Here is a 13,260-nt window from a genome sequence, read left to right on the forward strand (position 1 = left end):
ATTCGAGTAACGTAAAGTTAAGTTTTCCATTTTGGACAAAAACAAAAAAAGCGACTTAAAAGTCGCTTTTTAGCATTCGCACTGCTGAGATCAACCTCAGCAACGTTACCTTATAAAGGTGTAACGTTTTGAGCTTCAGGGCCTTTTTTGCCTTGAGCTACTTGGAATTCAACTTTTTGGCCTTCAGCCAAAGTTTTGAAACCAGAAGTGTTGATTGCAGAGAAGTGAACAAAAACATCAGGACCTGAATCCTGAGTAATGAAACCGAAACCTTTAGTTTCGTTGAAGAACTTTACTGTACCAGTTACTACGTCAGACATGTCTGTTTTCCTGTAGGTAAGTTAATTTACACGTAGATGTTATCATCATACGTTGTTGTGCTAAAAAAACTCGGTATTACTTATGACTTAACAGGACGGAACATACATGACGTAGTATTCGCAACTCTGGACATAAATATTGCCAACTCTTTTAAACGAAATTGATTGTAGTCCGCTTTCCGTCATCAGGTCAATCAAGTTTTCAACAATTTTTATCAAGATAATGGCTAAAAGTAGTTATCTTGAGTCAAATCAATACTCTATAAAGAAACAAAGAATCGAATAGTTTCTTTCCCAACCACCTTAGTATACTTTTTAAACCCTAAACAAAGCGCTATTGGAGCTAACAATTATGAAAGTGGCTGTTTTTTCATGCAAACCTTACGACAAAAGAACACTGTCCGATGCTGTGACAAAAACACCAGCGATCGAATTAGTCTATTTAGAAAGTAGACTTAGCCCAGAGACGATGGCACTAGCAAAAGGCTTTGACGCGGTTTCTTGTTTTGTAAACGACGATATTAATTGTCACGTAATTGACTATTTAGCAGCACATGGGCTCACCGCCATCGCGCTACGTTGTGCAGGATTCAACAATGTGGATTTATCCGCCGCTAAAGCAGCTGGAATTAAGGTCTATCATGTCCCTGATTACAGCCCTACTTCCGTGGCAGAACACGCGGTTGCGCTCATCATGACGCTAAATAGAAAAACGCACATTGCCTATCATAGAGTAAAAGAAGGTAACTTTGCTCTTGAAGGCCTGCTCGGCTTCAATATCCAAAGCAGAACCGTTGGCTGCATTGGCACCGGACGCATAGGGCAAGCTTTTTGCCGTATTATGAAAGGCTTTGGCTGTAGGGTCATTTGTTACGATGTAACACCTAACGAAGCACTACTAGAAGCAGGGTGTGAATATACAGACCTAGAAACGCTTTATAACGAAAGTGATATTATTAGTTTGCACTGTCCTCTCAATGCCTCCACTCATCATTTAATTGGCAAAAACAGTCTGGCTGAAATGAAAGACGGCGTCATGATTATTAATACCAGCCGAGGCGCTTTAGTCAATGCACAAGAAGCCATCGATGCGCTCTATACAGGTAAAATTGGCTATTTAGGACTGGATGTTTATGAGCAAGAAAATGCAATATTCTTTGAGGATATGTCTTCACACATCATCCAGGACAGCGTCTTTCAGCTAATGCTGACCTTCCCGAATGTTGTTGTTACTGGGCACCAAGGCTTTTTTACCCAAGAAGCGTTAGAGCATATCGCTGCAACCACTGTAGATAATTTAATATTGCATGCTAAAGGCGATCCCTGCTCGCGTTTATTAAATGCTTAAATGGCTACTCATCAAAATCCAAATGCGGATACAATGAGCCCATGAGAATAACTTTAAGACAATTACAAATTTTTGAAGCCGTAGTCCATACCGGTTCAGTGACCGCTGCCGCCGAAATGGTATCTATTAGCCAACCAGCCGCCAGCCAGGCCTTGCGTGAACTAGAAGCATTATTGGGGCAGTCACTTTTTAGAAGGCATGGAAAGCGCTTACAAATTACGCCTCAGGCTAGGCATCTTTTACCTCAAGCGCGAGCCGTTCTAAGCCAGATAGAACAAATAGAAAGCATGGGAAGTGATGACGAGCTAAGCGGATCGCTCCATATTGCGGCCAGTGTAAGTGTTGGGAACTATCTACTTCCAGAACAGATGTCGATATTTAAACAACAACACCCCAATATAAGATTTAATTTAGATATTGGTAATACACAGCACGTAATCCAACAATTATTAACAGGCAAAGCGGAAGTTGGCTTTATTGAGGGTTATTGCCAACACGCAGAGCTAATGACGAAAGTCTGGTTAAAAGATGAATTAGTGGTCTTTGGATCAGCACAAGAAATTCGCCCAGAAAGCCTGTCTTGGAATGATTTACAAGAAGCGGATTGGGTCATGAGAGAGGCAGGATCTGGCACCAGAAACATACTTGAACAAGCAATGGGGAAAAATATAACACAGCTGAATGTGGTTATTTCACTCGCACATATGGAAGCGGTAAAGCAAGCAGTTATTCATAAAATGGGATTAGGTTGCTTGTCGAGAATAGCCCTATCTCAAGAGCTCAGCTCTGGTTTGATTAAACTTTACCAAACGCCTTTGGAGCTCAATCGAAACCTACTCATTATCACCCCGAAAAATACAGCCCTTACTAAAAACGCACAAAGTTTTGTCGATCAATGTTATTCCATTACTTCCTTATAAGAAGCAATGGAATAACTAACAATCAACACAATCTCACTTAAGCTCTGGATATTGAGTTAAATCATCATTTATGTCATACCAATCAGGCTTACTGGAGACAAATAAATGGTGATCAGGCGCCATAGTTGGCTCTTCATCCAAAACCCCTAACGAAATTTCAATGTGGTTAGGGAAATCCTTATGATAATAGTAAATTGGACTACCGCAATCCTTACAAAACCCACGCCTAACTCGTTCCGATGACGCAAAGCGACGCACTCTTTTTTTCGACGAAATCCACTCTACGTCTTCTTTTAAGCAAGTACCATAAGCCGCTCCAGTACCACCATGTGTTTTTCTACACTGGCTACAATGGCAAATACTGGCGCTTATAAAAGGAGAAGTTATCGTAAACGTAACAGAACCACATAAACATGAAGCTTTCATTATTACCCCATAAAAAGTCATAAAGCCGTACAAACACACTAAAAAGGCAATAGGGCAACAAAACAACCCTAGACCAACTTCACATGCACTAACGAGCCTTATCAGAATGACTGCATTATGCCAGAAGCGAGTAAGCCGACCAACCCACTTGCCAATGCTTTTCCTATCGCTCTTAAAAAGTTCTCAAGAAACAGTAATACTCAGTTATACTTTGCGTTAAGGTCAATACAATCAACACCCTAAAGCGACAATCTAGCTGGCTGCCATAACCAAGATGAATATAAACAAAATAGACTTAAACCTACTTATTTATTTAGATGTCTTATTGCGAGAATGTAACGTCACTCGAGCGGCGAGTAAATTACACATTACACAACCAGCTATGAGTAATGGACTAAAGAGACTAAGGGATTTACTTAACGACCCATTATTAGTCCGAACTAGCGAAGGAATGAAACCCACTGAAAAAGCGCTTCGGTTACAGCCAATCGTTCGTAAAGTATTACTAGAACTCGAAGAAGCCTTACAACCTGAAGCGGACTTTAACGAACGAACAAGTACCCGAGTCTTTCGCATAATGGCCAGTGACTACGCCGCTTCCACCGTAATTCCGAGACTTTTAAATCGATTACGTGAAAATGCACCAGGCATTACTCTTGATATAATGACACCAAGTGATGTTACCTTTCATGATGTGGAAGCTGGTAAAATTGACATGGCGATTAATCGCTTTGAAGAACTGCCACAATCCTTTCATGAGAAAAGCGTTTGGCATGATGATTTCGTCTGCATGATGAGCACTGACAATGCGGTAAGAAACAATTTCAATCTTGAAAGCTACTTACAGTCTCAGCATATTTGGGTCAGCAAAACAGGATTTGGCGTTGGTGTTGGCATGGACCCGAACGACGTACAAAAGCTAGGCTGGGTTGATGAAGCCCTGCAAAGCATCAATAGAAAGCGCAGTATCCGTGTTTTCACTAGAAGCTACCATACTGCAATGCATCTTGCGCTTGAACAAGACCTCATTGCCACACTGCCGAGAAAGGTTGCCATGATCAATCGAAACAACCCAGACCTTGTCATTCTGGAACCCCCTTTCAAGATACCTAAGATAGAGCTTAAAATGATTTGGAGCGCCTTGCTACATCATGACGCTAGCCATATTTGGTTTAGAAGGCAAGTAATTGAACTTGCAAATGAGCTTAAAAAAATAAATCCAAAATGAGCGCTACTATGTTTAATATTTCACACATCCATCATGTGGCTATTATTTGCTCAGACTACAAAATATCTAAATTCTTTTACAGCGAACTGTTAGGTTTCGACATTATTCGAGAAACTTATCGAGAAGAACGACAATCTTTTAAGCTAGATTTAAAAATTAATGAGAATGAACAAATTGAACTGTTTTCATTTCCTCATCCACCAATACGTCCTTCCCACCCAGAAGCGCAAGGTTTAAGGCACCTTGCTTTTGCAGTCAGTGACTTAGACGCCTGCGTAAAACACCTGAAAGAGAACAAAATTGAAGTAGAAGATATACGCACAGACCATCTTACAGGCCAACGCTTCACCTTTTTTGCCGACCCTGATAACCTGCCGTTAGAACTCTACGAAATAACATAAAAAATCAAAAAAAAGCACGCATTAGCTAAACCAATACGTGCTTTCATGTACCTAATTAATAACGACTAAAGCGCATTACCACTTTCTGACAAGTAAGATGCAACACCTTCAGGTGTGTTTACCATGCCTTTGTCGCCTTTATTCCAGCCAGCCGGACAAACTTGACCGTGCTCTTCAAAAAACTGAAGCGCATCAACAATACGAACCAACTCATCCATATTACGACCGATTGGCTCATCGTTCACGATTTGTGAACGAACAATACCTTTTTGGTCAATAATAAAAGAAGCACGCATAGCAACGCCTACTGGGTAATAAGAATCGCCAGCTTCAGCTTCAATACCGTAAGCCTTTGCAACGGAATGATCCATATCACCAACTAGCGTATATTCAACCGGACCAATCCCGCCTTCTTCTACTGGAGTATTGCGCCACGCATTATGGGTAAAATGAGAATCGATGGACACACCAACAACTTCCACACCCATTTCACGGAATTTATCCATACGATGAGACATTGCAATGATCTCAGAAGGACAAACAAAGGTGAAATCCAATGGATAGAAAAATACGATGGCGTATTTTCCTTTAATCGTTTCAGACAAGCTAAATGAGTCAACAATCTGGCCATCAGCAAGTACCGCTGGAGCCATAAAGTCTGGCGCTTTTTTACCAACTAGAATAGACATGATATTAAATCCTCTTGAATATACGAATGTTGAATTTTGCGTAAACTACCTACTAAAAAATAGATAGCACAGTTACTCTTCTGTAGAGCCTACCGCTTCATTTATTAGCGTTTGAAGCTCACCATTTGATGCCATTTCCATAATGATATCGCAACCACCGACTAATTCGCCTTTAACCCATAGTTGTGGGAACGTTGGCCAATTGGCGTATTTTGGCAATTCAGCACGAATATCAGGGTTGTCTAAAATATTAACAAAAGCAAAACGCTCGCCACATGCCATAAGGGCTTGCACTGCTTGCGATGAAAAACCACACTGTGGCGCGCGAGGATTACCCTTCATATAAAGAAGAATATCGTTACTTGCTACTTGTTCTTTAATTGTCTCAATTGTACTGCTCATTATAAAACCTCACCCTGTCTCGTCTTTTTGTGATAACCGTCAAAAATAATATTACGGTAAATGAATCAACTTGACCCAGTTTATGGGGGTTGACCTACTATTTACAACCCCAATTTGATGGTTTCCTTTGTTCTTTCAAATGCGAATTACGCTTTACTCACTCCCGTGAGTGTATTAGATTGGACGATTACCCTTTTTTAAATAACCGTTAAGGAGTTTAGCGTGTCGCCAAGGCATTTTCTTACTCTCAAAGACCTTTCGTCTGCAGAGTTAAAACAGCTACTATCTCGAGCTTCAGAACTTAAGAAAATTCATCACGAAGGCACACTATACGAACCGCTTAAAAATCGTGTTTTGGGGATGATTTTCGAAAAATCATCAACCCGAACTCGGGTTTCATTCGAGTCTGGTATGGCTCAATTTGGTGGTCATGCTTTATTTTTGTCGTCTCGTGATACGCAACTGGGACGCGGTGAACCCATCGAAGACAGTGCTCGCGTTATCTCTAGCATGGTTGATGCAGTAATGATTCGTACTTTTGAACATAGCATTGTTGAAACCTTCGCTAAATACTCGTCTGTGCCCGTCATCAATGCGCTTACAGACGATTACCATCCATGCCAATTACTTGCCGACATGCAAACCTATCAAGAGCACAGAGGCTCAATAGAAGGCAAAAAAGTCGTATGGGTTGGTGATGGAAACAATATGTGTAATTCCTACATCAATGCTGCTGCATTGCTGGATTTTAAATTGGTTATCGCTTGCCCTAAAGGCTATGAACCTAGCCCTGAATTGGTTGCAGAGCATCAAGATCGAGTCACTGTATTACATGACGCTCAAGCAGCAGCCAAAGAGGCAGACCTTATCGTAACCGACGTTTTTGCCTCTATGGGACAAGAAGATGAGCAAGAACAAAGGCTAAAAGACTTCGATGGATTCCAAGTGAATACAGAATTAATGGCGTTAGCAAATACTGATGCCTTATTTATGCACTGCCTCCCAGCCCATCGCGGTGAAGAAGTCTCTGCAGATGTTATCGATGATCCTGAGTCTGTTGTCTGGGACGAAGCAGAAAATCGTCTGCATGCACAAAAAGCCCTTCTCGAATTTTTATTGTGTAAATAAAAGAATCTTTAAAAAACCGTGATGTATTTTATATCATGGTTTTTTTCTATCTCATTCACTGAATTAAACTCACGTACTGTAAATTATTATGAGTATTATTGAAGTTAGACACTTAAAAACACTAACAGCACTTCGAGAAACTGGCAGCTTAGTAGAAGCGGCTGAGCGGGTTCATTTAACCCAATCCGCGCTTTCTCACCAACTTAAAGATCTAGAAGAAAAGCTCGGCTGCTCCTTATTCATCCGTAAAACTAAACCTGTTAGATTCACTAGCGCTGGCCTTAGACTATTGCAACTGGCGGATGATGTCTTATTATCATTTCGCTCGGCACAAAGAGACATACAACGTTTTGCAGAAGGTGAAAGTGGACGTCTTCATATCGCTATTGAGTGTCACAGCTGTTATGAATGGCTAATGCCAACCATTGATCATTTCCGCGAACATTGGCCAGATGTTGAGCTGGACTTGTCCACAGCCTTTAGCTTTATGCCATTGCCTGCACTTGCTCGCGGTGATTTAGATTTAGTGGTTACTTCAGATCCTCAAGATCTACCCAATCTGGAATACATTCCTTTATTCCAGTATGAGGCCCAAGTAGCCTTATCTCGACACCACCGATTAGCAAAGAAAGAATTTTTAGAACCTGAAGATTTTAAAGAAGAAACTCTGATAACTTATCCTGTTGAATCTGAGCGTTTGGATATTTTTAAACATTTTCTAATGCCCGCTGGAATTGCGCCTGCAAAAATTCGCCACAGTGAATTAACCTTAATGATGATGCAGTTAGTGGCCAGTGGCCGTGGCGTTTGTTGCATCCCTAATTGGGCGTTAACCGAGTATTCAAATAGACAATATGTAATTACAAAATCATTGGGCGAAGAAGGTGTTTGGTGCAAGCTTTACTTAGCAATAAGAAAAGATCAGCGCAATAATGCCTATATGGAAGACTTGATTAATACCGCATCGAAAACATGCTTTAAAAACTTAAAAGGCATCTTATCGCCAGACCTTTAATTTTACAAAGCCCGTAATCAACATCAGGACAAATTATCCTGACGTTGATTACGGGACCAAATCAAACTAAATTTAGCCCCACCAAGACTGCTTTCATCCACCAGCACTGCACCACCATGCCAAAAAGCGATGCGTTGTACGATTGCTAACCCTAATCCATAGCCACCCGAAGCGCGCGTCCGACTGTTATCTAAGCGCTGAAATGGAATAAATACCTTATCACGATCTTCAAAAGAAATTCCTGGCCCATCGTCTTCGATATCAAGCTGCCAGCGATCCTCATCGTATGAAAAAATAATAGCAATTTGACTGGTGGCATATTTTGAAGCATTTAGGATTAAGTTTTGCAGTGCTCTATGCAAATGATGTTCATCAGCAATGACGACATCTTTTTCAGAAATATCCACATTTACTTTCAAGTGTTTTAGTAACGACTCATTATTCTGCAAAATAGAGTCTACTAATTGCTTAATCCCGAATGGGTGGAAATTTAGCGCTAGCGTACCTTCTTCTAATTTTCCATAGGTCAGTACTTCATCCACTAATGTATTTAGCTCTTCTACATCATCTTCTAGAGCAATAACAGTGTGCACAACGGATGGATCGACTTCGTCTTTGACAACTTCTAAGCCAAATCGAAGCCTAGCAATTGGCGTTCTCAGCTCATGTGAAATGGCATTGATCATGTCTCTTTGTACTTTAAGCAATCTTTGAATATGCGACGACATAGAGTCAAAAGAATACGCCAACTCTTTTAATGTTCCACTACTGTCAGATATTTCTGTAGGCAAACCACTTAGCCCTCGTGCAATCTGACGAGTCATATCCTCAAATATTTCTCTTTTTTCATCGAGATAAAACAGCTCTCGCCAAATTAAAATAAGCATAGCGATAATTGCAATGGCAACAATAACAACAACAATAAACGTTAAAGAGACAGGGCTAACGTGATCAATAGAAATGTAATTTACATCACCTGATACTTCCCCCTTCCACAAAAAGCCATAATAGTTATGTTCTGCGTGAACTAAGGTAACGTCATCGACTGTAAGCGTCATTGGAGAAGAGATTTTCTCTACCTTCAAGCACGATATGCTTTTCAATAAAGATTGCTTATCTGCATATGAAAGAGGGGAAAGAAGCAGTGTTTTAAGTAATGCCTCTAGATGAAACATATAACTTTTTGCTGAAACAACACCGACTAAACTGGGATGTGAGAGCGGACCAAATGACAGCTGATAGTCCCCATTTGGCAAATAAGCCCCTCTTTTTGTCGCTAACAAAGCCGTCACTTGAGGAGCGTTAAGGGATAAATTAGCCGATTTCCAATTAAATTGAGAATCTGGGAGTGACCTTGTGATGCCACTTGCCAGTACTGCAACACTGAGCTCAGCATCAACACATAAAAGCTGATCACGCTTTGCTTGACTAAAACGATAATCTGCAAATTCAACGGCGGCATAACAACAAACGAGTATGATTAAACAACCCACAATCAGGTGTTGAAATAACCGCCATATTTCTTTTTGCATTGGACGATTAAACCTCTTTTACAAAAAGGTAACCTTTGCTGCGGATTGTTTTAATCCGGCGAGGATGAATAGGATCATCCCCTATTTTAGAACGAATGCGAGAAATACGAACATCTACTGAACGATCTTGTCCATCGTATTCAATACCACGTAATTCACCAAAAATTTCTTCTCGGCTTAGAATTCTTCCCGCTTGACTAGCAAGCAACCAAAGAAGATCAAACTCTGCACTTGTTAATTCAACTTCTTCAGTAGAAAGCCAAGCTTCACGGCGCGAGTTATCAATAACCAAAGGACCAAACGTTAACGTTTGTTCTGGCTTCTTCTCTGCTGCAGCCAATAAATCTACATCTTGTGTACTACGTCGTAACAGCGATTGAACTCGAGCTAATAACACTCGTGGTTTTACTGGCTTAGAGACGTAATCGTCAGCGCCAATTTCCAAGCCAAGTATTTGGTCTACATCATCACTGCGCGCGGTCAGCATTAGAATAGGACCTTTGTAATCATTACGCACACTACGACAGACAGTAAAACCATCAGCACCAGGAAGCATAAGATCCAAAATAACAAGAGAGGGTTGTTCTTCAATAATACGAGAGATAGCCGCTCGTCCATCCGACTCAACATTAACCAAGAAACCATTCTTAATTAAATACTCTTGAGTAAGTAAGGCTAGCCGCTCATCGTCTTCAACAATTAAAATTGAGTAGTTGTCATCCGTATTCATAAGCAATCCTCTTCCTAATATATGTTCTCTATTTTTATATAAATAAATGCATCTTTCTGTAAAAACTAATGAGCAAGATAGCTTCTAAGTTTTTCAATACGATCGCGATTAACATCCAAATCAGAGTAACCAACACGCGAAGCAGAGCGAACATCAACTATGCTATCAGCCTCAGGCAAATAAAATTCAACATCATCAATAAAACCTAAATAACGGCTTTTAACTTGAATATGAACATACCCTAATTGGCTATTAATAATCTGAGCATTACCCTGATTTAGAAAGTAAGACTCAATAGAAAGCTGTGTATCCATACGGCTTCCATGATAAATAATTGGCTCTATATAGTGCGCTGCATCACTTTTTTCTGCCTGACTAGAAACACAATTAGGAGACGTAGGGCACGGTTTTAATAATTCCGCAGTCACCCCTAAACCCTCAGGTGGCCGATTATTTATTTTGATGTAAGCAAAAAAACCTATTACTAAAACAACAACAAAAAGGCTTATCCAACGAACCATGCCAGTACGACTCCTAAAAAATGTGACTACTACCTAAATGTACGTTTACCTGGCTTTTTAGGCTTGAATTCAGGCTTGTCTGTACTCTGCCAGTCAAAGCCTTTTGGACGACGAGCGCCACCAGTATGCTTATTCTTAGTACGCTTCACATCCAGCTTTTGCTGCTGTGTTTTTTGCGCAATAGCAGATACTTTCAGATCTACCATGGCACACAGTGAATTAACGTCAGCTTCTTCCATTTCTACCCAACGGCCAACTTTGGCTTTAGAAGGTAAAAAGACAGGGCCAAAACGCACTCGTTTCAAACGGTTTACTTTTACGCCTTGAGATTCCCACAAACGTCGAACTTCACGGTTACGACCTTCCATCAAGCAAACGTAAAACCAACGGTTAATACCTTCGCCACCACCATCAACGATGTCAGTGAATTTAGCGATACCTTCGTCTAAATTGATGCCTTTTTTAAGGGTCGCTATATTTTCTTCAGTGACTTCACCCATTACACGGACCAAATATTCACGGTCAATCTCTGTTGAAGGGTGCATCAATCGATTGGCTAATTCACCATCAGTGGTGAATAACAACAAACCAGAGGTATTAATGTCTAGTCGGCCAACCGCAATCCAGCGTTCACCACGTAATTTAGGAAGGTTATCAAAGACAGTAGGACGGCCTTCTGGATCCTTGCGAGTACATACCTCACCTTCTGGCTTATTATAAATAATGACTCGACGGCCTTCGCCTGCTTCGGTCAGTTTTACAGGATAACCATCCAGCTCAATAATATCACTAACGCTAACTCGGTCGCCCAGCGTCGCAACAGCGCCATTCACAATGACACGCCCGTCACGAATACGGGTTTCCATTTCACGACGTGAGCCTTGACCCGCTCTAGCTAAAACTTTTTGTAACTTCTCGTCCATTACGAACCTCTTAGAGGGAATGCTTCTCAGCAACCCAGTTTTTTAAACACAAAATTTTGGGCATTATAGTCATACATAGCGGTGCTTGACAGCGACATTCCTAACTATTTACATAAAAGGCGCAGGATCACCCGCGCCAATGCGTACAACCTCTATTTTTTCTGAATCCATCATCACGACAGTGGTTGGCTCTAAGCCACAAAAACCGCCATCAATAACCAAATCTAAAGCGTATTCTAGCGTGTCGCGAATGTCATAAGGATCTGTCATCGGCTCAGTTTCACCTGGTAAAATAAGAGACACGCTCATCAAAGGCTCTCCTAGTTCATCCAATAACGCAGAAACGATGCGACTATCAGGAATCCGAATCCCTATCGTTTTACGCTTAGGGTGCATTAAACGCCTAGGAACAACAGACGTTGCGTGGAAAATAAAAGTATATGGCCCAGGCGTATTATTTTTAAGCAAACGATAAAGATGGTTATCAAAACGGGCGTAAGTCGATATCTCAGACAAATCTCGACATACCAATGTAAAATTATGTTTATCATCCAAACGACGAATGGCTTTAATCTTATCCATTGCCGATTTATCACCTAAACGACACCCTAATGAATAACCACAATCTGTAGGATAGGCAACAACTCCTCCATCACGAATAACTTGAGCAGCTTGTTTCACCAAACGTGTTTGTGGATTTTCTGGATGAATTTGAAAAAACTGACTCAAAATACACTCCATTTATAATAAGAAGGCGTTTAAAAATACGCCATATCAACAACATACTAGACCATTCGAGGCATAAGACTCAACTCAAAAAACTAAACCCAATCTCGCCACACTAGATCCACTTCACTTTCATGTATCTGAGTAAAGCGCCCTACCTGCGTCCAAGGACCAAAGGGCCCGTGATAATCGCTCCCCACTGAGGCGTTCAAAGCAAACTCTTGAGAAAGTCGTTCCATAAGGCGAACGTGATCCGGGCGTTCATTACCTGAGGCAACTTCCATTGCCGTACCACCCCATGCTTTAAAGTCTGCTAATAAGCGTTTTAATTTAGTCACCGTTAACGGATAGCGTTTGGGATGAGCTAATATCAAAGCCATATTTTCATCTTTCAACACACCTAAGACAACATCCAGCTCTGGCCAAACATCTCTAAGACTACCAAGACGTTTATTGCCTAAATAACGGTCAAAAGCTTTATTCGCATCTTTCACTAGCCCTTTCTCTACCATCAAGGTCGCGAAATGAGGTCGCCCTAGTTGGCTATTTCCCGCCAATGCAACAGCCTCATCAAATAAGTCAGGCAATCCTTGCTTCACTAATAAGTCAGCGATACAACGGGCTCGGTCTAAACGAATATGTTGGTTTTTCTGAACGATAGATAATAAGGCGGCATTATTTGGATCAAAATTCAACGCCACCATGTGAAGAGGAATCCCCTTCCACTGTGTAGAAAGCTCAACGCCATTCAAAAAGCTTAACTGATGTTCTTTTGCCCTCTGACGCGCTTCAGGCAATCCATCTAAGGTGTCGTGATCTGTAAGTGAGAAGAGCGTAACACCTTGCTCAACGGCTAAATCCACTAATTCAGTTGGCGATAATCGCCCGTCTGAGAAATTGGAATGAGAATGTAGATCAACTTTACGGTAACAAGCGGCTTCAGGCATAGAT

General features: G+C 41.0%; 16 protein-coding genes. 6 read left to right on the forward strand and 10 right to left on the reverse strand.

Annotation, left to right across the window (positions count from 1 at the left end; translation table 11 throughout):
• Positions 1–110: 110 nt before the first annotated feature.
• On the reverse strand, positions 111–320 hold the full coding sequence (locus tag V6259_RS13920) for a cold-shock protein (RefSeq protein ID WP_024024079.1): 210 nt from the start codon (positions 318–320) through the stop codon (positions 111–113).
• Positions 321–672: 352 nt separating this feature from the next.
• On the opposite strand from V6259_RS13920, the gene V6259_RS13925 reads away from it, so the two are divergent.
• Positions 673–1,668 (forward strand): 2-hydroxyacid dehydrogenase, encoded by a 996-nt coding sequence (locus V6259_RS13925; protein WP_341585025.1) that lies wholly within the window; start codon positions 673–675, stop codon positions 1,666–1,668.
• A 41-nt stretch (positions 1,669–1,709) separates the two neighbouring features.
• Positions 1,710–2,588 carry a LysR substrate-binding domain-containing protein gene (locus V6259_RS13930; protein WP_341585026.1) on the forward strand — a complete coding sequence of 293 codons (879 nt, stop codon included), beginning with the start codon at positions 1,710–1,712 and terminating at the stop codon, positions 2,586–2,588.
• 33 nt (positions 2,589–2,621) lie between these two features.
• Here V6259_RS13930 and V6259_RS13935 read toward each other — a convergent pair whose 3' ends face one another.
• Entirely contained in the window at positions 2,622–3,014 is a 393-nt protein-coding gene (locus V6259_RS13935) for a GFA family protein (protein WP_165942884.1), read from the reverse strand.
• A gap of 274 nt (positions 3,015–3,288) precedes the next feature.
• Between V6259_RS13935 and V6259_RS13940 the strand changes: the two genes are divergently transcribed.
• Together V6259_RS13940 and gloA2 are read left to right on the forward strand one after the other, a co-directional pair.
• Positions 3,289–4,242, forward strand: a complete 954-nt coding sequence (locus V6259_RS13940; RefSeq protein ID WP_133011708.1) for a LysR family transcriptional regulator — start codon at positions 3,289–3,291, stop codon at positions 4,240–4,242.
• 8 nt (positions 4,243–4,250) lie between these two features.
• Positions 4,251–4,643: an SMU1112c/YaeR family gloxylase I-like metalloprotein gene (gloA2, locus tag V6259_RS13945; RefSeq protein WP_341585027.1), complete on the forward strand. Its 393-nt coding sequence runs from the start codon at positions 4,251–4,253 to the stop codon at positions 4,641–4,643.
• Between the two features lie 65 nt (positions 4,644–4,708).
• Here the strand turns inward: gloA2 and V6259_RS13950 are convergent, their stop codons facing one another.
• Together V6259_RS13950 and grxD are read right to left on the reverse strand one after the other, a co-directional pair.
• Positions 4,709–5,332, reverse strand: a complete 624-nt coding sequence (locus tag V6259_RS13950; RefSeq protein ID WP_341585028.1) for a peroxiredoxin — start codon at positions 5,330–5,332, stop codon at positions 4,709–4,711.
• Between the two features lie 72 nt (positions 5,333–5,404).
• Positions 5,405–5,734, reverse strand: a complete 330-nt coding sequence (gene grxD / locus V6259_RS13955; RefSeq protein WP_341585029.1) for a Grx4 family monothiol glutaredoxin — start codon at positions 5,732–5,734, stop codon at positions 5,405–5,407.
• Between the two features lie 222 nt (positions 5,735–5,956).
• On the opposite strand from grxD, the gene argF reads away from it, so the two are divergent.
• Entirely contained in the window at positions 5,957–6,862 is a 906-nt protein-coding gene (gene argF / locus V6259_RS13960) for an ornithine carbamoyltransferase (protein WP_133011712.1), read from the forward strand.
• Positions 6,863–6,950: 88 nt separating this feature from the next.
• Complete coding sequence (locus V6259_RS13965; RefSeq protein ID WP_341585030.1) at positions 6,951–7,877, forward strand: LysR family transcriptional regulator; 927 nt, start codon at positions 6,951–6,953, stop codon at positions 7,875–7,877.
• 23 nt (positions 7,878–7,900) lie between these two features.
• On the opposite strand, the gene V6259_RS13970 is transcribed toward V6259_RS13965, so the two are convergent.
• From V6259_RS13970 to V6259_RS13995, 6 genes are all read right to left on the reverse strand, one after another.
• Positions 7,901–9,409: an ATP-binding protein gene (locus tag V6259_RS13970; protein ID WP_341585031.1), complete on the reverse strand. Its 1,509-nt coding sequence runs from the start codon at positions 9,407–9,409 to the stop codon at positions 7,901–7,903.
• Between the two features lie 7 nt (positions 9,410–9,416).
• Positions 9,417–10,139 (reverse strand): winged helix-turn-helix domain-containing protein, encoded by a 723-nt coding sequence (locus V6259_RS13975; protein WP_133011715.1) that lies wholly within the window; start codon positions 10,137–10,139, stop codon positions 9,417–9,419.
• A gap of 65 nt (positions 10,140–10,204) precedes the next feature.
• Entirely contained in the window at positions 10,205–10,660 is a 456-nt protein-coding gene (locus V6259_RS13980) for a DUF1499 domain-containing protein (RefSeq protein WP_341585032.1), read from the reverse strand.
• 29 nt (positions 10,661–10,689) lie between these two features.
• Positions 10,690–11,583: a 23S rRNA pseudouridine(2605) synthase RluB gene (gene rluB, locus V6259_RS13985; RefSeq protein ID WP_341585033.1), complete on the reverse strand. Its 894-nt coding sequence runs from the start codon at positions 11,581–11,583 to the stop codon at positions 10,690–10,692.
• Between the two features lie 108 nt (positions 11,584–11,691).
• Complete coding sequence (locus V6259_RS13990; protein WP_133011718.1) at positions 11,692–12,312, reverse strand: L-threonylcarbamoyladenylate synthase; 621 nt, start codon at positions 12,310–12,312, stop codon at positions 11,692–11,694.
• A 92-nt stretch (positions 12,313–12,404) separates the two neighbouring features.
• The gene (locus tag V6259_RS13995) at positions 12,405–13,256 is read right to left on the reverse strand and encodes a PHP domain-containing protein (RefSeq protein WP_341585034.1); all 852 of its coding nucleotides are present in this window, start codon (positions 13,254–13,256) and stop codon (positions 12,405–12,407) included.
• Between the last annotated feature and the right edge of the window lie 4 nt (positions 13,257–13,260).

Origin of the sequence: Marinomonas sp. TI.3.20, from assembly GCF_038155025.1 — a bacterium.
Lineage (GTDB): Bacteria > Pseudomonadota > Gammaproteobacteria > Pseudomonadales > Marinomonadaceae > Marinomonas > Marinomonas flavescens.